Below are 21782 nucleotides of genomic sequence, written 5' to 3' on the forward strand. Positions count from 1 at the left end.
CCTGGACGCCGATCTTCCCCTGACGGCTCGGCAAGGGTTTGAGAAGACTTTTGAGGCATTCAAGGGGTAATTTTTTACTAATTCACCACAGATGGCCACGGATTAACACAGATTTTTTGGCAGGAAAGTTGGTTAAGGGTTAAATGGCTCGGTACGGGTTGATTTGTAGGTATGGGCAAACAGGCAGGAGCGGTGGAATTCGGTTCAGTCGTGGTGGTTAATAGGGTTCGATACGGGCTGGACTTTAGGGTCTGGCCTTTCTGCATTTGTGGCGGTATTGGATTCAGGCGTGGTGGTTAAGGGTTAAATGGTTCTGAACCGGCTGAGTTGTAGGTATGGGCAAACAGGCAGGAGCGGTGGTATGGGATTCAAGCGTGGTGGTTAACGTGGCTCGGTATGGGCAGAGGTGTAGTATCGGGGCGAATAGGCAGGAGCGGTGGTATGGGATTCAAGCGTGGTGGTTAAGGGTAAAATGGTTCGGAACGGGCTGAGTTGTAGTTTCGGGCAAATGGGCAGGAGAGGCGGAATTTGAGTCAACGGTGGTGGTTAAGGGTTAATTGGTTCGGAACGGATTGAGTTGTAGGTATGGGCAAACAGGCGGGAGCGGTGGTATTGGATTCAGTCGGGGTGGTTAAGGGTTAGCATCGTGTTCGTGGCTCTCCTCCCCCGGTATGGGAGTCAACCGTAGTGGTTACGAGCTACCATCGTGTTCGTGGCGCTCCTCCCCCGCCTTGTTTAAGGAGGGGGGCAGGGGGGTGGTCCCATACGTGACTCGGCATTGGCGGAAAGTTTGTACCATTGGCAGCCAGCTCGTTAGCCAATGCGGCAACCGAGGCATATACCTGACCCCGGGCTGCGCCTCCACCCTTGGCTTATCCGGGGCTGGCATCGTTTCACCCCTGCCGGGCTTCGGTGCCGGTATCCGATCCTTCAGCGATTAACCAGTTAACCCATTAAACCGAAAGCATCCCCGTAGGCTGAGCTTGTCGAAAGCCCAGGCATCGGCCAAGACGGACATGTCCCCGTGGGCTGAGCCTGTCGAAGTCCACATCATTCAAAAAAATCAAAAACCATAGATCATTTAAATCTTTTGTTCTACTAATTCGTTACTTTGGTAGAGAAATAAATTAAACAGGCAATCTGGCAAAAATGTAAATCAAAAGATGGAAACATTGATTTTAAATAGTACTTCCGAGGATGATCTGAAGCTCCTTTTGGATATTGCAAAAAAGCTGGGAATGGATTTGAGGGTTGCGGATAAACAAGAATTGATGATGACTCAGGCTAAGTGGCTGAATAAATCCGTGCAAAAAAATAATATCTCATTAGCAGAAATTGTCGAATCTTGCAGTTCAGTAAGAAAATCCCGGTATGAGGAACGGAAGAAGGATAATCCTTGATACTAATATCTGGGTCAGCTACATTATAGGACGAAAATTAGATGAGATTACAAAACTCATTTTAGACCACAATTTAATAGTGTTTTCTTGTAATGAGCTTGAAGAAGAATTAGAAGAAGTTTTGTCTAGAGATAAATTTACAAAGGTACTCCATTTTAAACCAGATTTTTATTTAAATTTTATTCGTAATTTGACGACCATTATTTCCATTTCGACAAATTTCCAGGAGTGTCCAGATAAAAAAGATAATTTCTTGTTTGATTTGGCCATACAATCACAATCCGATTTTCTTGTAACAGGAGACAAATTATTATTGGACCTAAAAGTCGATAACTTAAAGGTTGTATCTTTTAAACAATTTAGGGAACTCTATAACTAGTAACTTTTTTTTGAAAAACAACCTCATATTGGATAAGTCTATAGGTCGAAATCGAAATTTATGAGCATAGGTCCAGGGGTAAAAGTTTATTGATTCACCACAGATTGGCACAGATTGGCACAGATTTTTTTGGGAGGAAAGTTGGGTAAGGGTACAATGGCATTTGAATGGCCGGGCTTTAGGGTCTGGCCTTTTTGCATTTGGGGCGGCATTGACTTCAGGGGCGGTGGTTAAGGGTTAAATGGTTCTGAACCGGCTGAGTTGTAGGTATGGGCAAACAGGCAGGAGCGGTGGTATGGGATTCAAGCGTGGTGGTTAACGTGGCTCGGTATGGGCAGAGGTGTAGTATCGGGGCGAATAGGCAGGAGCGGTGGTATGGGATTCAAGCGTGGTGGTTAAGGGTTAAATGGTTCGGAACGGGCTGAGTTGTAGTTTCGGGCAAATGGGCAGGAGAGGCGGAATTTGAGTCAACGGTGGTGGTTAAGGGTTAATTGGTTCGGAACGGATTGAGTTGTAGGTATGGGCAAACAGGCGGGAGCGGTGGTATTGGATTCAGTCGGGGTGGTTAAGGGTTAGCATCGTGTTCGTGGCTCTCCTCCCCCGGTATGGGAGTCAACCGTAGTGGTTACGAGCTACCATCGTGTTCGTGGCGCTCTTCCCCCGCCTTGTTTAAGGAGGGGGGCAGGGGGGTCCCATACCTGGCTGGGCATTGGCGAAAACCTCCCTTCAGTAGTAAGCAGCTGGCTAGCCAATGCAGGAAACCAGGTCTTTACCTGACCCCGGGCTGCGCCTCCACCCTTGGCTTATCCGGGGCTAGCATCGTTTCACCCCTGCCGGGGTTCGGTGCCCGTATCCGATCCTTCAGCGATTAACCAGTTAACCCATTAAACCGAAAGCATCCCCGTGGGCTGCCTTTTCAGGCTGATCCTTTTTCAGTCCGACAAGCCCAGGCAGCCAGGACGCACACGTCTCCGTGGGCTGAGCCTGTCGAAGCCCAGGCATCGGCTACTACAGACACGTCTCCGTGGGCTGAGCCTGTCGAAGCCCAGACGTTTCTGTGGGCTGAGCCTGTCGAAGCCCAGGCATTGGCTACTACAGACACGCCTCCGTGGGCTGAGCCTGTCGAAGCCCACACCATCACATCATCGAACCATGCCTTCGCCTCCGCCTTCGACAAGCTCAGGCATCGGCTACTACAGACACCATCACACCATCGGACCATGCCTTCGCCTCCACCTTCGACAAGCTCAGGCATCGGCCAAGACGAGTACGTCTCCGTGGGCTGAGCCTGTCGAAGCCCAGACGTTTCTGTGGGCTGAGCCTGTCGAAGCCCAAATCATCACATCATCACATCATCGAACCATGCCTTCGCCTCCGCCTTCGCCTTCGACAAGCTCAGGCATCGGCTCAGGCATTGGCTACTACAGACAGGTCTCCGTGGGCTGAGCCTGTCGAAGTCCACATCATTCAAAAAATCAAAATTCATAAATCATCAAACCAAACCATTAAAAGGAAATGCGTATATTTAGTATATGAAAGCTAATTCAAAACCAGAACATAACATCTCTGCTTTATCCAGACATCTGTTTTGGGATACACCACCCGAAAATATAGATTGGTACGAACATCGTGCATTCATTGTGGAGCGGGTGATGGGATATGGCATAATGAAAGATTGGGAAATAATAAAGCAGATTTACACGAAAGAAGAAATGAGAGAAATCGTGACAGCCATACGGGTACTGGACGATTTTAGTATTGCCTTTTTAAGCGTAGTGTTGGATTTGCCGAAAGAAAATTTTAGATGCTATACCGAGAGACAGTCTCAGCCGAGCTTTTGGCACTATTAGAATCTTTGATGACCATCCGAAGCTTTGGTACCTTACGATTGGTAGGAGGTACTGCATTGGCATTACAAATCGGACACCGCAACTCGATAGATATTGATTTGTTTGGCGAACACGATATTGATGAGCAATCGCTTACTGATGCCCTTAATAGATTTGATGAAAGCAAGAAATTAGGAGGAAGTCAGTCGATCAATATTTACCTTGTTAATGGTATTAAAGTCGATATTGTCAATTATCCCTATCCCTGGTTAAAACCACCTCTTGTTCGGGAAGGCATTCGGATGGCTGCTATAGAAGATATTGCCGCAATGAAAATTGCAGCCATTACACAGCGTGGTTCTAAGAAGGACTTCATAGATTTATATTTTCTGCTCCGCCAGTTTTCAATGGCTGAGTTGATGGGGTTTTACAGGGAGAAAATTACGGATGGCAACGAGTGGTTGGCCTTGCGAAGTATTCCTTATTTCGAAGATGCTGATAAACAACCCACTCCCACCGTCTTCCAGCGCTTTTCCTGGGAGGAAATAAAGTTGCACATCGCTCAGGAAGCAAAAGCCTATGGCGGTTATTAGGAATCAGATCAGCACATCATCCCTTCAGCACCTCATCAAACCATCAACACCCGTCATTGCGAGCGCAGCGCAGCAATCTGAATCGAAGCGCAACCGCAAGTGCTATGCAGGATCCCATCCAAAAACGAATGATGGATTCGTACTCGGAGAGACTGCCTCGGGAGCTGTGTTGGTTGGAGAAATACGATTGGGGTCAGGTTAGCTCCCTTGCAGCGACGGCATTAGCACATCACCACATCATCAAATCACCACACCATCAGACCATGTCTTCGCCTCCGCCTTCGACAAGCTCAGGCATCGGCTCAGGCATCAGCCAAGACGAGTACGTCTCCGTGGGCTGCGCCTGTCGAAGCCCAGGCGGCCAGGACGGATATGTTCCAGTGGGCTGAGCCTGTCGAAGTCCAGGCATCGGCTACTACAGACACGCCTCCGTGGGCTGAGCCTGTCGAAGCCCACATCATCAAACCATCACACCATCACACCATCACACCATCACACCATCACGCCATCACGCCATCACACCATCAAACCATCACACCATCACACCATCCCCGAACGTCGATTCCACTGCAACAGCCCTCGTTTCTACACAAACACGTGTAAAACCGTCATTTGTATCGGATAAATTATACCAATCAAATAAAAATTGTCGATATACCCTGCATTTTTACGAATCATCCACGAAATTGCCAGAGCGTCTGCTTAAATCGCAGCGAAGCCAATGGATCAAAATATATACCCATTTTCCATCAAACCATCCGCCAATCGAATCCCTATACCACCATGCTTACCTTCCTTATTTTTTTTCTGCTCCTTTTTGCGGCCCAACTGGCCTACCTGCAACTGGCCCGGCGATACGGGATCGTAGACAATCCCAATGCCCGTTCCTCGCATTCCCAGCAAACCATCCGGGGAGGGGGGCTGGTATTTGTACTGGCGGTGATCCTTTCCTGGATTGCAGGCTATCTTTCCATGTGGGTTAGCCTGGCCGTCGTGCTGGTCGGTGCGGTCAGTCTGGCCGACGATATGCGCGGGCTTCCCCAGTGGCCCCGCCTGGCAGCACACCTGATAGCTAGCCTGGCACTGGTCCTGGAGTGGCAGCAACAGGCCTCCTTTTCACTCGGGTGGATTCCCCTGATCCTGTTTTTGGTGATCGGATGGATCAACCTGTTCAACTTTATGGACGGTATCAATGGCATTACCGTAGCCTACGCCCTGGTTGCCTTGGGAACCTTTTATTGGGTACCCGAATTGCAGGATGACCGGGATTGGATCCTGTTGGTCGGGCTTTCCTGCCTGGTTTTTGCCTGGTTTAACTTCCGTAAAAAGGCCCGCGTCTTTGCCGGAGACGTGGGTTCGGTCAGCATGGCCCTGATTCTGGGTTACCTGATGGTAAAAATCATCCTGCTGACAGGCAATCCCTGGTACCTGTTTTTTTTCAGTTTGTACGGCGTGGATGCCGTCCTTACCCTGTTGATTCGGTTGCGCCGGAAAGAAAACCTGTTCCAACCCCACCGCAGCCATCTGTATCAGTTTCTGGCCAACGAAAAAAAACTGCCCCACCGACTCGTTTCCCTGAGCTATGCAGGCTTGCAATTGGGGATCAACTGGCTTTGGCTGGAGGGCATTGGTCTGGATACCTTCTCCTGGCTGCCGGGCTTGGTATTCACCGCTGGATTAGTGGGCGTTTACTTGCTGGTACGCTTTTGGGCCACCCCAACGGAGCCCCTGCAACAGGCCTCAAAACGCTGAGCTTCGGGGTGGGATTCAACCGGTGACCGTCGGGGCGTTCAACTACCTCCGGCGGAACCTGTCCAAAGTAACCGAGGTTGCCAAAACGGATACGCCTCCGTGGGCTGAGCCTGTCGAAGCCCAGGCGGCCGGGACGGACACCTCTCCGTGGGCTGAGCCTGTCGAAGCCCAAATCATCAAATCATCAAACCATCAAACCATGCCTTCGCCTTCGCCTCCGCCTTCGCCTTCGACAAGCTCAGGCATCGGCTCAGGCATCGGCTACTACAGACACGCCTCCGTGGGCTGAGCCTGTCGAAGCCCAAACCGTCAAGACGAGCACGTTTCCGTGGGCTGAGCCTGTCGAAGCCCAGGCAACAGCCAAGACGAGTACGTTCCCGTGGGCTGAGCCTGTCGAAGCCCAAATCATCACACCATCACACCATCAAACCATGCCTTCGCCTCCGCCTTCGCCTTCGACAAGCTCAGGCATCGGCTCAGGCATCGGCTACTACAGACACGCCTCCGTGGGCTGAGCCTGTCGAAGCCCAGACCGTCAAGACGGATACATTTCTGTGGGCTGAGCCTGTCGAAGCCCACATGATCAAACGGTTATCGAATTTTTTTTTAATTTTTTTTTCTTAGCTTGATTCCCGACACCTGGGATCTTTTTTGCGTTTACTACTTCAAAAACGTACCTGCCATTAGAAAAAATGTACTTAGATTTTTTGGCAGGAAAACCTTTCGTTTCGGGCTTCCAAGGCCGATTTAAATCCCTTTGCTATTCTTGACAAATCGGTTAGTTTTGTATACAACAGCAAAAAACAGTGGCGCAGCGAGTCGAGTAAATGGCAACGGAAAATCAACACACACCCCTTTCTTCCCCGCATTTCTCAGGAAACGAAATTGGATTTATCCAGGCGGCGATCGCTGCGGGAGAAATTGCGACCAATGGGCGGTTCATCCGGCAGTTTGAGCAGGAGCTGGAGCGGAAATTTGATTCCCCTCACGTCATCGCGCTCAATTCCGGCACCTCCGCCATCCACTTGGCGCTCCATTTATTAGGGGTAGGTTCCGGAGACGAGGTGATTTGCCAGTCCTTTACCTTTGTTGCCTCCTGCAATCCCATCCGCTACCTGGGAGGGGTTCCGATATTTGTGGACAGCGAAGAACAAACCTGGAACATGTGTCCGGACAGGCTGGAAGAAACCATTCGCAAACGACTCGCGCAGGGAAAAAAACCCAAGGTCATCCTGGCCGTGAACTTATTCGGTATGCCGGCTAACTGGCCCCGAATTTGTCACATCGGTAAAAAATACGACATCCCGGTTCTGGAAGATGCCGCCGAATCCCTCGGGTCCACCATAGACGGCCAGTTTGCCGGTACTTTTGGAGACCTCGGCGTTTTCTCCTTTAACGGCAATAAAATCATTACGACCGGCTCCGGGGGAGCCCTGTTGACCAAAAACCGGTTTTTGGAAAAAAAATCCCGCTACCTGGCTACACAGGCCAAACTGAATGTTCCCCATTACGAACACAACGAACTCGGTTACAATTACAAAATGACCAACCTGGCGGCAGGTATCGGTCTTGCCCAACTGCAGGTAATTGCGGATCGCATCCGCAAACGGCGGCAGATTTTTGCCGAGTACAGACGCTTGCTGCAAGGCATTCCCGGGCTGCAGTTTTTGGAGGAACCCCCGGGCTACTTTTCCAACCGCTGGCTGACTACCCTGCTGATCCAACCGGAGCAAGCCGGATTTGATGCGGTGGAATTGCGCAATTCCCTCCTGCTGGAAGGCATAGAATCCCGGTTTTTATGGAAACCCATGCACCTGCAGCCCCTGTACCGGGACGCGGGCTATCTGGGAGGAGGCGTGGCCGAAAATTTGTTCCGGACCGGCCTCTGTTTGCCAAGCAGCAGCTTGCTGGAAACGCCCGAATTGGAACGAATCGTGGAGGTGGTTGCCCGGCTGCATGCCGGCACGCTGTATACGACCGGTAAGACGGTTTGATGCGCGGTTGTATGAAAAAGCGCCTTACAGATATCGGCTTTTCTCTTGCCTTGTTGGTGTTGACAGCCCCGGTCTTCCTGGCAATCGTCGTGCTACAGTTTCTCGCATACCGGGGCAAAGTCTTTTTCTTGCAGGCCCGTGCGGGAAAGCACGGAAAAATCTTTACCCTGATAAAATTTCGTACCATGACGGAAGAGCTGGATACGGATGGCCAACTCCTGCCCGATCACCTGCGCGTCCCTAGGCTGGGTGCTTGGCTTCGAGCGTCTTCCCTGGACGAATTGCCGCAGTTGCTAAATGTGCTGAAAGGAGAGATGAGTTTGGTCGGCCCCCGGCCCTTGTTGCCGGAATACCTTCCGCTGTACAGTCCCGAGCAGCGTAGGCGGCACGAGGTGTTGCCCGGAATCACGGGTTGGGCACAGGTAAACGGCAGAAATACCGTGGATTGGGGGAAGAAATTTGAGTACGACCTGTGGTACGTAGACAACCACAGCCTGCGGCTGGACCTGGCCATTTTGCTTAAGACCGTCAAACCAGTCGTTTCCCGTCAGCAGATCTACCCGGAAGGCCGCACCTCCGTAGAAAAATTCCGCGGCATGCCCTCCTAGATTCCCCTTCGCCTTACCCCTTACCTTTACATTTGCACGGGCTGCCTTTTTAGGCTGATCCTTTTTCAGTCCGACAAGCACAGGATGCCAGGACAGATACGTTTCCGTGGGCTGAGCCTGTCGAAGTCCAAATCATCAAATCATCACATCATCGAACCATGCCTTCGCCTCCGCCTTCGACAAGCTCAGGCATCGGCCCAGGCATCGGCTACTACAGACACGCTCCGGTGGGCTGAGCCTGTCGAAGTCCAGGGATCGGCTCAGGCAACAGCCAAGACGAGTACGTCTCCGTGGGCTGCCTTCGACAAGCTCAGGCTGCCAGGACAGATACGTTTCCGTGGGCTGAGCCTGTTGAAGCCCAAACCGTCAAGACGACTACGTTTCCGTGGGCTGAGCCTGTCGAAGCCCAAATCATCAAATCATCACATCATCGAACCATGCCTTCGCCTCCGCCTCCGCCTTCGACAAGCTCAGGCATCGGCCCAGGCATCGGCTACTACAGACACGTCTCCGTGGGCTGAGCCTGTCGAAGCCCAGGCAACAGCCAAGACGAGTACGTCTCCGTGGGCTGCCTTCGACAAGCTCAGGCTGCCAGGACAGATACGTCTCCGTGGGCTGAGCCTGTCGAAGTCCCGGCATCAGCTACTACAGACAGGTCCCCGTGGGCTGAGCCTGTCGAAGCCCAAACCGTCAAGACGACTACGTTTCCGTGGGCTGAGCCTGTCGAAGCCCAAATCATCAAATCATCACATCATCGAACCATGCCTTCGCCTCCGCCTTCGACAAGCTCAGGCATCGGCTCAGGCATCGGCTACTACAGACACGTCTCCGTGGGCTGAGCCTGTCGAAGCCTAGGCAACAGCCAAGACGAGTACGTCTCCGTGGGCTGCCTTCGACAAGCTCAGGCTGCCAGGACAGATACGTCTCCGTGGGCTGAGCCTGTCGAAGCCCAAACCGTCAAGACGAGTACGTTTCCGTGGGCTGAGCCTGTCGAAGCCCATCGAAATACTCCCCAAAATCCGTCCATTTTTTACACAAAAAAAATGTACCTTGTGACGAAAATGTACCAACCGTCACGGATTTCTGTTTATTGGGTAGGACTCGTCCTGTTACTAATCGCCGGACCCTTTTCTGCACTGGCCCAAATGTTTGCAGGAGAGCCTATGTTGGAGGAGGTAAGCCGGCGGGCGCAGCTATTGGGCAAGGGTGATCCACAGGTCAGCTACCTGCTGCGACCCCTTACCGCTAACCTCTCGGGCCTGATCGAGGGCGACAGCCTGCCCGAGCCCCGCCGCATCGGTGGAAACTGGAGCCTGCTGCCCGTTCGAGCGTCTTTGGATCATTCCACCCGACGGCCCTATGGATCCTATCCCTACCTCACCGTACCCGCCCGGGGGCCGCAACTCTGGATCAATCCGGGCCTGCAGTTCACCCGGTCCTGGTTGACCATTCGCTTCCAGCCGGAGGCGATCGTTGCCTTAAATTCGGCCTTTGACGGGTATCCCGATACCTATTCCCGGCAGGTGAATCAGTGGTACTTTCGCTACCCAAATACCCTCAATTTCCCGGAACGCTTTGGGGACGGGGCCTTGTTTCGGTTGGGATGGGGCCAATCCAAGGTTGCCGCGCATTGGCGAAATTGGGAAGCAAGCCTGAGCACCCAGTCGATCTGGTGGGGACCGGGCCAATTTCATTCCCTGACCTTCAGTCAGCAGGCACCGGGGTTTCCGCACCTGAGCCTCGGCAGCCGCGCGCCCCTTTCCACCGTCCTTGGATCCTTTGAGGCGCAGTTGCTCGTCGGCCGGTTGGAAAGTACCGCGTATCCCCCCGTACAGGAGGAGCAGTTGAACCAGCAGTTTTACCGTCCGCACCGCACAGACCCCCGGTACCTCAATGCCTTGATTCTTACCTATTCGCCAAAATGGCTGCCTGGTTTATCCGCAGGAGCTTCCCGTACCTTCCAAATTCACAACCGGGACCGGCCCCCGGGATTTCGTTCCCTCTTGCCCGTGGTGCTGCCCCTGATCAAAGAGAACTACGGATTTCCCAATGCCGATGGAAATTGGGACCAACAGGTGACCGTGTTTGGGCGCTGGCGACTGCCAGAAGCAAAGACGGAGCTTTATTTTGAATACGGTCGCCGCGACCATGCCCTGAATTGGCGGGAATTTGCACTCAATCCCGAGCATGCCCGGGCCTACCTGCTGGGCTTTACCAAATTATGGGGCCTGGAACGGGGTCATTTTCAGGTGCGGGGCGAAATGGTCCAACAACAGGAGGCCATTAATCGTCTGGTTCGCTACGCAAGCAACGCCGGCATGAACTGGCATGGTCATGCACAAGTTCGGGGCTTCTCTCACCGCGGGGAGCCGCTGGGCGTGGGTTTGGGCTCGGGTACCAACCTGCAAACCCTCGAATTTTCCCATGTGGACGGCTGGAAAAAAACCGGATTGCGCCTGGATCGGGTGGCAAGAAACAACGACTTTTTCTACGCAGCCGGCAGCAACGCAGACCTGGAACCCTGGACCGATTTGGCACTGGCGCTCCTTTGGGAACGAAAAATCCAACAGTTCAACGTGTCGGTAAACGGCACCTATATCCGCTCCCATCATTACCAATGGCAGGCCAATGCCCCGTCTAGCGGCAATTTCCGGCTGCAGCTGGGGCTGATTTACCAGTGGTGATCTGGCACAAAAAGCCGTTTCTTGAATCCCAAAAAAAGCCGCCCAATAGGGTAGGAAGCGTTCGTTAGAGGCATACAAACAGCGACCCCTTATACGGGGCGTTTCACCGCTTTCTGAAACGGGAGGTAGGGATGCCGGGACAGTAGGGAATTTATTTTTGTCCTTCCCGATTTCGAAATCTCAGGAACGCAATGGGATAAGTGGTTGATACTATGTTGGTAAGCATTCTTTTTCTGGCCCTTTTGGCAGGCCAATACCGAAAAAGAGAAATAAAAATAAGCCCAAATTGATTGGTAGAATTCAGGCTTTTAATTATATTTAAATGCTATTTGAATGAGGAATTGCACTATTAATTAAATTGGTTGGTATTAGAATGCGGTAGAAACGTCAAATAGCGCTAGTAATTATCGTATATTGTAAAAATACTTTTTGTTTCGAAGGAAAAACAAATAAATTTGCGGCTATTGAAGCCACCTAACAGCATGACCAACCTTATTTTTATGATCAATTTCAGCAAGAAAATCAACATCATACCCCGGTGGATCATTGCCAGCCTCGATGGGGTGATACTATTTCAATGCGTTCTCTTTGCTTTCTGGCTGCGCGCCAACTTTGACCTGTCAAACATGGAGCGCTTTGATGTACTCCGGGGAGCCCTGGTGTATTCCCTGGTAGGACTCCTTGCCATGTTTTTTACCAAGAGCTACGTGGGTATCGTCCGCCATACCTCCCTGCGGGATGCCATGACCCTTCTGTGGACCATCGCCCTCACTGCGGCGGGCATTACGGTCATCAACTTGTTTATGGCCAATTTTACGGAAGTCAACAGCCACATGCTCCCGTTCTCGGTGCTGGTCATTGGTTCGCTGTTGGCCTTGTTTTTTCTGATGGTCTACCGCTTGCTTGTCAAAGATGCCTTCCGGCTGATCAAAGCCAGTACGGAGCCGGATTTGCCCGAACGGAAAGTAATTATTTTTGGTGCCGGAGAAGCCGGTATCCTGACCCATCAGGCCCTGTCCAAGGACAGTCAATTCAAATTTGTGACCCACGGCTTTCTGGACGACGACCCGTCCAAAAAAGGCAAAAAAATCCAGGGGAAGCCGGTTTTCGGCGGCCTGGAGATGCTCGAAAGCCTGGTAGAGAGCAGGGGCATTAACGAGCTCATCATCTCGGTGCTGTTGGACCTTTCCCCTTCCAGAAAGCGGGAAATCATCGATCGCTGCCTCACACTGGGCGTACACGTCATGACCATCACGCCGGTCAACCAATGGGTGAGCGGCGGGGACAAGCCCGGCAATCTGCGGGAGGTGAATATCGAAGATTTGTTAGGCCGGGACTCCATCAAGTTGGAAAATCAGGCGGTGATTGATTACCTGGCCGGGAAAACCATTCTGGTCACCGGAGCTGCCGGATCCATCGGCAGTGAAATATGCCGGCAGGTCGCCCGGGCCAATCCGGGTTTTCTGATCATGCTCGACAAAGCGGAATCCCCCTTGCACGATCAGGAGGTCTTTTTGGAAAGCCGCTTCAACCAAATGCCCCTGGTATCCGTGCTGGCAGATGTGACGGATAGGCAGGCCTTGGAAAAGGTCATGAAAACCTACCAGCCGGAAGTGATTTTTCATGCAGCTGCCTACAAACACGTGCCCATGATGGAAAAGTACCCGGCCGAGTCGGTGCGCTGCAACGTCATGGGAACCAAGCTGGTGGCCGATCTGGCAGTGAAATACGGTGTGGAGAAATTTGTACTGGTCAGTACCGACAAAGCTGTGAATCCCACTAACGTGATGGGAGCCAGTAAGCGGATTGCGGAAATGTACGTGCAATGCCTCAACAGCCGGCTGCGCGAGACCGATGCGGGATCCACCCGTTTTATCACCACCCGCTTTGGCAACGTGCTGGGCTCCAACGGATCGGTGATCCCGCTCTTTCGCCGGCAAATCCAGGAGGGCGGCCCGGTGACGGTCACCGACCCGAACATCATCCGGTATTTTATGACCATCCCCGAAGCCTGCGAATTGGTGCTCGAAGCAGGCGTGATGGGCAATGGGGGAGAGATTTACGTGTTTGACATGGGCGAGCCGGTGAAGATTTTGGATCTGGCCAAAAAGATGATTTACCTGAGTGGAAAGATTCCGGACGTAGATATTCCCATTCGGATTACGGGTTTGCGACCCGGGGAGAAATTGTACGAGGAAGTACTGAATGACAGCGAAAAATCCCTGGCCACGCACCACGAAAAAATAAAAATCGCGCAGGTTTGCCCCGGTTCCTACGATAAAGTAAGCCGAGACCTGGAGAAATTGATGGAGCACCTTTCGGCTGGGGGAGAAATGGAATTGGTCGCCCAAATGAAATACATGGTTCCGGAATACATCAGCCGAAAGTCCCGCTTTGAAGCGTTGGACCGCAAGAAGATGGAAAAACTCTAACACCGGCACGAAACAGGCCTTTTGGTACAGCCCCCCCGGCGACGGTGTGGGGCTTTTTTGATGGGGCAATAAATAGTGAGGATCAAAGACACGGACAAACAAATACAAAGCGCCCATCTCTGGGAGTTCGCCAGGAAGCAACCCGAAGATTAAGCGACGTATTTGCATCGGCGGGTACCGCAGTTTCCTGGCTGGTTCAATTCAGTCCCAAAGCGATGGGGAGCAGTTGCCTCCGCCCGTTGGGGAGCCAAAAGCAGTACGCTGTGGTCCCTGGCGAATCGCTGAACGCAAAATGGGGTAGGTAGTTTTAGGAGAGCCTCTTTCCATTGGGCGATGGTATTGGTTCCCTGCGGATTTTTCCGGCTGCTTTCGGAAGACTGGCTTAGTAGGACCGAATTTTGAACTGCTTTTTTTGCTCCTGAACGGCGTTACGAAAAGAGGCATCCGTCTCCATCAGGTCGTTTACCGACTGCACGGCATGAATCACCGTGCTGTGGTCCCGCCCACCAAAATGGTACCCGATGGATTTGAGGGAATGGTTGGTAAACTCCTTGCTAAAATACATGGCCACCTGCCGGGCGATGACAATTTCTTTTTTTCGGGTTTTGGCTTTCATGTCCTCTACTTTGATGCCGTAATACTCTGCGCAGGATTTTTGGATGTATTCGATGCTGACCTCTGTTTCGATGTCCTTGACAATATTTTTCATGATGGTTTTGGCCAGATCCAGGCTGATTTCTACCCGATTGAGCGAGGCATGGGCAATAAGCGAAATCATGACCCCCTCCAGTTCCCGCACGTTGGTATCCACGGTATAGGCCAGGTACTCGATCACGTTGGTTGGAATATCGATGCCCTCGGACTGCATTTTCTTTCGGATGATGGCAATCCGCGTCTCAAAATCCGGCATTTGCAAATCGGCGGTCAAGCCCCACTTAAAGCGGGATAACAGCCGTTCTTCCAGGCCCATCAAATCTTTGGGGGCACAATCGGAAGTCATGATGATCTGCCGCTTGTTTTGGTGCAGGTGGTTGAATATATGGAAAAACATTTCCTGCGTTCGACCTTTTCCGGCAAAAAACTGGATATCATCGATGATCAACACGTCCACCTGCATGTAGAAATTCGTGAACGATTTGATGTTGCCGTCTTTGATGGCATCCATAAACTGGTTGACAAACTTTTCCGAAGAAACGTAGAGTACGAATTTATCCTCCGGTCCATTTTTTATTTCGTTGCCGATGGCTTGCACCAGGTGGGTTTTTCCCAGGCCTACCCCACCGTACACCAGAAGGGGGTTGAAGGATGTAATGCCGGGCTTATTGGCCACGGCAAACCCTGCCGACCGGGCCAATCGGTTGCAATCCCCTTCGATAAAGGAATTAAAAGTATAGGTAGTGCTTAGATTGGATTGCAGGGTGGTTTGTTCGTCCAGGCTGGAAAGGTCGAAGGGGGAGTGCGCCGTAGCGGCGAGGGCTTCCTTTTTCTTTTTTGAAACCGGGTTGCTCACCCCTTGTGGGTAACTTACCATATAGGGTTGGTTTTGGGAGTTGCCCTTGTCTACCACCACCGCATACTCCAGGCGGCCATTGGCTCCCAACACCGTCTTGATGGCCAGCTTCAGGACGTCCACGTAGTTGTCCTCCAGCCACTCGTAAAAAAATTGACTCGGTACTTGGATGGTGAGGACGGATCCGTCAATCCTTGCCGGTTGTATGGGCTTAAACCAGGTGGAAAAACTTTGTTCGTTGACGTGTTTTTCGATGATCCGCATACATTCAGTCCATATCGCTATCGCCTCTGATTTCATTGGTTACCTTTAACTGAAAGTGGAAAAAAAGCTTTACTCCTTTTGTAGGGGGAAACAAAAATGTGGAAAAATATCTTAAATAAAAAATACCGATTTGCTTGACTTTTTTACTTTATTGGAAAACAGTTTATTCAGGCGGTTTTTATTTTTAAAATTGTTGAAAATTGAAATAACACCCTGGCATCGGTACGTTTAGGGATTTCGGTGCTTTTGGTTGGGAACCGATTAAAGGTTATTTTTGAAAAAGCCGCATAGTTGGCTCCGATCTGCCAGCTTCACTACCGGATGGAAGGCACCCACCCGGTTTCCTTATCCTTTTACCATGAAGAGCATCATTTTATTGTACGATCCCTCGAATGAGGAACTGGTGGAAAAAACCCTGGTTCCCCGTCTCGGCGCCGACCTCAAACTCAAATTACCCTTTACCGACCGGCTCACAGTCGAGCTGGGCCGGGAGGATTTTGTGGTGACCTACCTGTCCGACGCACAGCTAAAGGAATTGTTTCCCCTGGCGCTGGAACAGGACTGGAAAATTGCCTTGCTTCCCCATCCGGAATTGGTTCATGGCAGACAGGGCTTTGGCGTGGATAGCGACCTGGAGGCCTGCCTGGAGCAGGTCCTGGAATCCGAAAAAAGCGCTCGGGTAGACCTGCTACTGCTCAACGGCCGACCCGTGTTCAACACGGTCGTTATCGGAGAATCCCTGAGCCTGATGACCGGCTCGCTGGCAAAAAACAGCTGGCAGCGGTTCTGGAAAAAAGTCAGCTACTTTTTCAAGTTGTTCCGGGCGGCGAAAGCGCACCGGTATCAATTGCAGGCGAGGGAGAAGGAAAAGCTGGATACCGCTGCCATTGGCATGGTGATCGTGCAACATGGAAAAAGCAACCTGCTTAGCCGAAAGGTGTTGGAAGATTCCTACATCAACGATGGGAAATTGCACGCAATGATTCTTGCGCCCAAAAGTATTTCGGGTCTCTTATGGTTTGGCCTGGATAGTTTTTTTCGAAAAAAGGGGAAAACCCGGCTACCACCCTTTGCCGCCCATATCAAAACCTCCAGCCTCTGTATTTCCAGCGAAGACGCGATCAATTATTCCCAGGATGGAAGCCTGCTAAGCGCCAGGAAGCTACAGCTGGAAGTTCGACCCAAAGCCCTGAACATGCTGCCCGGAAAACACCTGGACATGGAAGGCAAAGCCTCGGAGGAGGACATCTTTAAGGTGCGGGTACTTCCCCGGGGAGAAGTACGGGACGAATTGCTGAAGCGAAAGCTACCCCTCATCAACCACGCATCCACCGAAGAATTCAAGGAACTGTTTTCCAGCCTGCGGGCAAGCTCCCGTACCAGCAACAGCTACCTGGTGCTTATGGTATTGTCCACCTGCATCGCCACCCTGGGCCTATTCGGCAACTCCTCGCCGGTAATTATCGGGGCGATGATCCTGGCTCCGCTGATGGCCCCGATTATTTCCCTTTCCATGGGTGTGCTTCGGCAGGATAAGAGCCTGATTCTCGACAGCTCCAAAGCCATCGGGTGGGGTATGCTGCTTGGGTACCTTTGTGCCATGGGAATCACCTGGCTGACGCCCTTGAACTTGTCCAACGAAGAAATTATGGCCCGGGTCCGCCCAAACCTGCTGGATCTGGGCATTGCCGTTGGTTCCGGTGTGGCGGGAGCCTATGCCAGCGCAAAAGAAGAAATCGCCAAAACCCTGGCCGGAGTAGCGATCGCCGTGGCCCTGGTTCCTCCACTTGCCGTTTCCGGCATAGGCCTGGGCTGGATGGAATGGAGTATTTTCCAGGGAGCCTTGCTGCTATTGATGACCAACCTGGCGGGCATGGTGATGGCCGCGGCGCTGACCTTTTTGTTTTTGGGCTTTAGTCCCTTTCGTCTGGCCAGAAAGGGCATTGCCTATTCGCTCATTGTGGTGGGGCTGGTGAGCTTGCCCTTGTTTTTTGGCTTTATGGATATGGTTCGCGAAAAGGACGTGATCTCCAAACTCGACGGCTACCGGGTAAACGGAACGGTGCTGCGGGACATTACCGTCCGAAGCGTCAAACCCATCCGTCTAGCTGTGAAAATCGTGGCTGCTAGCAGCCTGGACGAACAACAGTTGCAACGCGTCAAACAGGAAATTGAGCGGGTACTGGGAGAGGAAGTGGAACTCGAGGTAACGCTGGGAGTGACGGTGTTTTAGCGCGGTGCCGGGAAACCTGTCGCAGGATTGGATGAGCAAATTCAGAAGGATTGACGGCTGCAGAATTGGCAATTTTGGCAGATTATTGGTACCTTGGAAAGGTATTCATTCTGATGCGGAATCAGCAAATAAAACCGAGCAAGCCCCAAGTGATACAGAGAGGGATGCCCCGGTAGGTATCGACAAAAGCAGGCGACCTGCCCGTAGGCAGGGTTTCTCCCGATTTAGGATGGGTACAGGTATGTAGCAACTTAAAAACAACGATAATCACATGAAAAGAAAAGCAACAGCAGTTTGGAAAGGAACAGGTCTGGAAGGAAGCGGCACATTGACCGCACCCAGTGGTTTTTTTGACAATTCTCCCTACAGTTTTAAAACCAGGTTTGAAAACGAAGACGGTACCCAGGGTACCAACCCGGAAGAAATGATTGCGGCTGCCCATGCCGGTTGTTTCAACATGGCCCTGAGTTTTCAGATTGCCGGCAAAGACTTTGCCGCAGAGGAGCTGGATACCACCGCTACCGTCAGCCTGGAAAAGGTGGGCGAAGGATTTTCTATCACCGGGATTGTCCTGGACCTGAAAGGAAAAGTTCCCGGCATGGACGAAGCCCTTTTTACAGAGTTGGCCGAGGTGGCAAAGGAAAATTGCCCCATCAGCAAGGCCCTCAGTGCCGTGCCCATTGAGCTGAAAATCAGTTTCTCTTCCTGATTTTCAATCCAATAAAAACCCAGAAGTGCCGGAGAACGCTCTTCGGCATTTTTTTTTATTTCCGGTTTTACCTGGCTTGCAGCTGCTATGAGTCGACACATGCGTTTTTTGGGCTGGGCTACCCTGTTGGGCTTTGGTCTGTTGGGCTTGGGCCTGGTTCATTTTTTTCAGGAAATCCCGTTGATCGACCTGCTCGCCGGATACTGGCCCCTGCTCGCTCAATTGTTCCTGGGCCTGTCGGCCGGAGTACTTTCGGCCTTTCTGGCAAAATGGGTCATTTGCAGGCCGTTCTTTTCTCAGGAGCGGGAGAAATACCGGCACTTGATCAATCAATGGAGCTGGACTCCGGGAGGAGTTGTGTTTATTTCTATCTGTGCGGGAGTAGGGGAGGAACTGTTTTTCCGGGCAGGGTTACAACCGCTGCTTGGCCTTTGGACCACTTCGGTGCTATTCGTTTTGATCCATGGATATTTGAATCCCTTTAATTGGCGAATCAGTAGTTATGGGCTACTGATGGTGGGTTTGATTGCGTTTTTTGGCTATTTGTTTCAGGAGACGGGAATTCTTACCGCGATGGCCGCCCATGCCGCCTTTGATGCGGTCCTGTTGTTTTGGCTTACCGCTAAAAATGACGATGCGGTGAGGATAGGGTGATAGGCCGATGTGGACTTCGACAGGCTCAGTCCACGGGGATGTGTTCGTCTTGGCCGATGTGGACTTCGACAGGCTCAGTCCACGGAGAAGTGTCTGTATTAGCCGATGCCTGGGCTTCGACAGGCTCAGCCCACGCGTAAGTCAATTTGAGGCATTCGGATTTCAGTATAGGCTTTGGCACCCGCGGCAGTCTGTAGTTGTACGTAGGCGTTTGTAAATCGGAAGAGTTTTTTCGGATGCGTTGAATTGGCGCATATATTTCGCGCCTTCAGCGCTTGGGCTGCCGGGATTGAGACGATCTATCACAGGGCTCCACCCTGTGCTGTGGTGTTGCGCACTTTCAGTGCTGGAAATGGTCCTCGTCTTGTTTGGTAAAAGAAAATCGGAACCATAGAAGGGGGTATGAACGAAATGGCATAACCGATCTGCCAGACGGAGTTCAAAAATTGTGAAGGGTATTGAAGCGAGTTCGGCGCCTCTTATTAGTATATGCCTTAAATGGTTTAAAAAAAATTGAACAGAACCCTGGCAGTGCATATAGAGGCTGTCGCTTATCAGCGACAGCCTCGGGTAAATGGATTCTACGGAAATACGTTCCAGGCCTTTTTTCCAGGCTATTCGATAGGAACCTGAAATTCGTTGCTGCTTCGGCCTTCGGGAGTCAGGGTAATGTACCGCAGCACCAGCGGCTCCTGACCTGCGCCGGGTGTAGGAGCCAGGAAGGGCCCCGTATACAAGCGGGCAGTCTGGTCGGCCTTGTGGCCATCCAGCGTGTAATACACTTTTGCTCCCGCCACCAGGGGTTCGATCTGAACCCGATGCGTGCCTGCAGCGGCATCCGGGCTGATGGTAACGGCTGCCTCAGGTATGCGGAAAAACACCCCTTGCGCTTCCAGTGACCGAAGCTGCTCCGGAAGGCGTTCCCGAATAAAGGAGGCGTAATCTTTTTCTTCGCGCGTTTTCCAGGCTACCTCGGCCAGGGCCAGGGCCCGGGGGAAAAGGAAGTATTCCATTTTTTGGTTGCTGCCAATGTATTCCGTCCAGAGGTTCGCCTGTACTCCCAAAACATGCCTTGCCTCTTCCTTGCTCAGGGCGTCGGGAATGGGCGAGTAGCTGTATACTTTCTCCAGGGGGAGAAATCCGCCGATTGCCAGGGGCTCGGTGCTTTTGTCTTCGGCCTGGTAATGATCAAAATACAGGTGGCTGTTTGGGGTCATGATCACGTCGTGCCCCATTTTAGCGGCTGCGATTCCGCCTTTTTCCCCACGCCAGCTCATAACCGTGGCGTTGGGTGCCAGGCCACCTTCCAGAATTTCGTCCCAGCCAATGATTTTTCGTCCGTTTTTATTGAGGAATTGTTCGATTCGTTGGATAAAATAGCTCTGAAGCTCGTGTTCGTCCGCCAGTTTTTCCTTTTTGATGACTTTTTGGGCAATGGCTGAGGTTTCCCAATGGTCCTTGGGAACCTCGTCTCCGCCGATATGAATGTATTCCGAGGGAAAGATGTCCATGACCTCGGTGAGCACGTCCTCCAAAAACCCGAAAGCCGCGGGCGTAGGCCCGTAAATATTGTAATGGACTCCCCAATAACCGGGTACCTGCGTACTGATTTCGTTGTTCAGCGGTTCTCCCTTCTCGTTTACGGCTGCAATGCTGCCCCGGGCCGCTCCTCCCTGCACCTCAAAGCTCCCAAATTCAGGATAGGCGGCAAGAACGGCCGAACTGTGGCCCGGCAATTCGATTTCCGGAATCACGGTAATGTGTCGGTCGGCGGCATACCGCACGATTTCCCGTGCCTCTTCCTGCGTATAATATCCGCCGTGCTTTTCTCCATCGTAGATAAAGGGCTTGAAATCGTAGTATTGACCGATGATCGTGGAATCCCTCCAGGCGCCGACCTCCGTGAGTTTTGGGTATTTCTTGATTTCCAGGCGCCAGCCCTGATCGTCTGTCAGGTGCCAATGCATGGTGTTGAATTTGAGCTGTGCCATCAGGTCCAGTATCTTTTTGACCTGCTCCGTGCTAAAAAAATGCCGGGACACGTCCAGCATGATACCGCGGTAGCCAAAGGCCGGCGCATCGGCGATGCGCACCAACGGAACCATTGCTTCGCTTCCCTGCATTTCCACCAGTTGAAACAGGGACTGCAGCCCGTAAAACAGGCCGCTGCTACCCCCGCGGACGACAATGCCTTCGCTAGTAACGTCCAATGTGTAGGCTTCCGGATTCCCATCGACGATTTTTTCCTCCAGCAGAATGACCGGAGCTGTTGTCTGAGCAGCTTGTTGGACCGGAAGTTGAAACCCGGTTTTCACCTCCAACAGGCCGTTAAACAAATGAGCGGATTTTCTGGCGGAAGCACTTTCTGCCAGTAGCACGGTACCCGGCTGCAAATTCAACTGACCTTCTCCAGCGACCAGGGTCTTGGGTTGGGGGAGGATGCGGTCTGTTTGGGAAAATAGCAGGAATGGGCTCAGCAGCAGGCATAGCCCCGCAAGTAGGAGTTTTTTATTCATGGATCATTTGGTTGTGTCGGTCCGCTGACCGGTTAGCACTGTATTTGTTTATTCGTATTAAATAAAAAAATTAATGAAGTATCAAATGTAACCATAAAAATTAATAAATAAAACCTGGGGTTTATTGATGTGGGCTTCGGCAGGCTCAGCCTAAACGCTTCGGCAGGCTCAGCCCACGCGTAAGTATCCGTCCTGGCCGATGCCTGAGCTTGTCGAAGGCGGAGG

The 21782-nt window shown here is 51.9% G+C and carries 14 protein-coding genes; 12 read left to right on the forward strand and 2 right to left on the reverse strand.

Features of this window, described 5'->3' with window-relative positions; all coding sequences use genetic code 11:
• The first annotated feature begins 1163 nt into the window (after positions 1-1163).
• The 9 genes from GCU44_RS11445 to GCU44_RS11485 all read left to right on the forward strand — a co-directional run bounded on the left by GCU44_RS11445 (position 1164) and on the right by GCU44_RS11485 (position 13671).
• Entirely contained in the window at positions 1164-1400 is a 237-nt protein-coding gene (locus tag GCU44_RS11445) for a hypothetical protein (protein ID WP_092175825.1), read from the forward strand.
• Positions 1372-1779, forward strand: a complete 408-nt coding sequence (locus GCU44_RS11450) for a putative toxin-antitoxin system toxin component, PIN family (protein WP_154856520.1) — start codon at positions 1372-1374, stop codon at positions 1777-1779. Before GCU44_RS11445 ends, GCU44_RS11450 begins: the two co-directional genes overlap by 29 nt.
• Positions 1780-3311: 1532 nt before the next feature.
• Positions 3312-3629: a DUF6922 domain-containing protein gene (locus GCU44_RS11455; RefSeq protein ID WP_154856521.1), complete on the forward strand. Its 318-nt coding sequence runs from the start codon at positions 3312-3314 to the stop codon at positions 3627-3629.
• Between the two features lie 8 nt (positions 3630-3637).
• Complete coding sequence (locus GCU44_RS11460; RefSeq protein WP_154856522.1) at positions 3638-4201, forward strand: nucleotidyl transferase AbiEii/AbiGii toxin family protein; 564 nt, start codon at positions 3638-3640, stop codon at positions 4199-4201.
• Positions 4202-4984: 783 nt separating this feature from the next.
• Entirely contained in the window at positions 4985-5953 is a 969-nt protein-coding gene (locus tag GCU44_RS11465) for an MraY family glycosyltransferase (RefSeq protein WP_154856523.1), read from the forward strand.
• 827 nt (positions 5954-6780) lie between these two features.
• The gene (locus GCU44_RS11470; RefSeq protein ID WP_154856524.1) at positions 6781-7947 is read left to right on the forward strand and encodes a DegT/DnrJ/EryC1/StrS family aminotransferase; all 1167 of its coding nucleotides are present in this window, start codon (positions 6781-6783) and stop codon (positions 7945-7947) included.
• Between the two features lie 11 nt (positions 7948-7958).
• The gene (locus GCU44_RS11475) at positions 7959-8555 is read left to right on the forward strand and encodes a sugar transferase (RefSeq protein WP_317175335.1); all 597 of its coding nucleotides are present in this window, start codon (positions 7959-7961) and stop codon (positions 8553-8555) included.
• Positions 8556-9616: 1061 nt separating this feature from the next.
• Positions 9617-11239 (forward strand): capsule assembly Wzi family protein, encoded by a 1623-nt coding sequence (locus GCU44_RS11480; protein ID WP_241684927.1) that lies wholly within the window; start codon positions 9617-9619, stop codon positions 11237-11239.
• A 482-nt stretch (positions 11240-11721) separates the two neighbouring features.
• A complete protein-coding gene (locus tag GCU44_RS11485; RefSeq protein WP_241684917.1) occupies positions 11722-13671 on the forward strand; it encodes a polysaccharide biosynthesis protein in 1950 nt (649 codons plus the stop codon).
• A 382-nt stretch (positions 13672-14053) separates the two neighbouring features.
• Here GCU44_RS11485 and dnaA read toward each other — a convergent pair whose 3' ends face one another.
• A complete protein-coding gene (gene dnaA, locus GCU44_RS11490) occupies positions 14054-15481 on the reverse strand; it encodes a chromosomal replication initiator protein DnaA (RefSeq protein WP_154856527.1) in 1428 nt (475 codons plus the stop codon).
• A 322-nt stretch (positions 15482-15803) separates the two neighbouring features.
• Here dnaA and GCU44_RS11495 point away from each other — a divergent pair, with 322 nt between their 5' ends.
• The 3 genes from GCU44_RS11495 (at position 15804) to GCU44_RS11505 (ending at position 19041) form a co-directional block, all read left to right on the forward strand.
• On the forward strand, positions 15804-17678 hold the full coding sequence (locus GCU44_RS11495) for a DUF389 domain-containing protein (RefSeq protein WP_154856528.1): 1875 nt from the start codon (positions 15804-15806) through the stop codon (positions 17676-17678).
• Positions 17679-17949: 271 nt separating this feature from the next.
• Complete coding sequence (locus tag GCU44_RS11500; protein WP_092175846.1) at positions 17950-18387, forward strand: OsmC family protein; 438 nt, start codon at positions 17950-17952, stop codon at positions 18385-18387.
• 87 nt (positions 18388-18474) lie between these two features.
• Positions 18475-19041 (forward strand): CPBP family intramembrane glutamic endopeptidase, encoded by a 567-nt coding sequence (locus tag GCU44_RS11505; RefSeq protein ID WP_154856529.1) that lies wholly within the window; start codon positions 18475-18477, stop codon positions 19039-19041.
• Between the two features lie 614 nt (positions 19042-19655).
• On the opposite strand, the gene GCU44_RS11510 is transcribed toward GCU44_RS11505, so the two are convergent.
• Positions 19656-21557 (reverse strand): beta-N-acetylhexosaminidase, encoded by a 1902-nt coding sequence (locus GCU44_RS11510; RefSeq protein ID WP_154856530.1) that lies wholly within the window; start codon positions 21555-21557, stop codon positions 19656-19658.
• Positions 21558-21782 lie beyond the last annotated feature (225 nt).

This window comes from Cyclobacterium xiamenense (assembly GCF_009467825.1).
Taxonomy (GTDB): domain Bacteria; phylum Bacteroidota; class Bacteroidia; order Cytophagales; family Cyclobacteriaceae; genus Cyclobacterium; species Cyclobacterium xiamenense.

Bases quoted from the DNA above. Each gene is read 5' to 3' on its own strand.
- GCU44_RS11510 (WP_154856530.1), bottom strand. From the start codon at position 21,557: ATGAATAAAAAACTCCTACTTGCGGGGCTATGCCTGCTGCTGAGCCCA.
- GCU44_RS11445 (WP_092175825.1), top strand. From the start codon at position 1,164: ATGGAAACATTGATTTTAAATAGTACTTCCGAGGATGATCTGAAGCTC.
- GCU44_RS11475 (WP_317175335.1), top strand. From the start codon at position 7,959: ATGAAAAAGCGCCTTACAGATATCGGCTTTTCTCTTGCCTTGTTGGTG.
- GCU44_RS11470 (WP_154856524.1), top strand. From the start codon at position 6,781: ATGGCAACGGAAAATCAACACACACCCCTTTCTTCCCCGCATTTCTCA.
- GCU44_RS11485 (WP_241684917.1), top strand. From the start codon at position 11,722: ATGACCAACCTTATTTTTATGATCAATTTCAGCAAGAAAATCAACATC.
- GCU44_RS11505 (WP_154856529.1), top strand. From the start codon at position 18,475: ATGAGTCGACACATGCGTTTTTTGGGCTGGGCTACCCTGTTGGGCTTT.
- GCU44_RS11460 (WP_154856522.1), top strand. From the start codon at position 3,638: ATGACCATCCGAAGCTTTGGTACCTTACGATTGGTAGGAGGTACTGCA.
- GCU44_RS11455 (WP_154856521.1), top strand. From the start codon at position 3,312: ATGAAAGCTAATTCAAAACCAGAACATAACATCTCTGCTTTATCCAGA.
- GCU44_RS11450 (WP_154856520.1), top strand. From the start codon at position 1,372: ATGAGGAACGGAAGAAGGATAATCCTTGATACTAATATCTGGGTCAGC.
- dnaA (WP_154856527.1), bottom strand. From the start codon at position 15,481: ATGAAATCAGAGGCGATAGCGATATGGACTGAATGTATGCGGATCATC.
- GCU44_RS11495 (WP_154856528.1), top strand. From the start codon at position 15,804: ATGAAGAGCATCATTTTATTGTACGATCCCTCGAATGAGGAACTGGTG.
- GCU44_RS11480 (WP_241684927.1), top strand. From the start codon at position 9,617: ATGTACCAACCGTCACGGATTTCTGTTTATTGGGTAGGACTCGTCCTG.
- GCU44_RS11500 (WP_092175846.1), top strand. From the start codon at position 17,950: ATGAAAAGAAAAGCAACAGCAGTTTGGAAAGGAACAGGTCTGGAAGGA.
- GCU44_RS11465 (WP_154856523.1), top strand. From the start codon at position 4,985: ATGCTTACCTTCCTTATTTTTTTTCTGCTCCTTTTTGCGGCCCAACTG.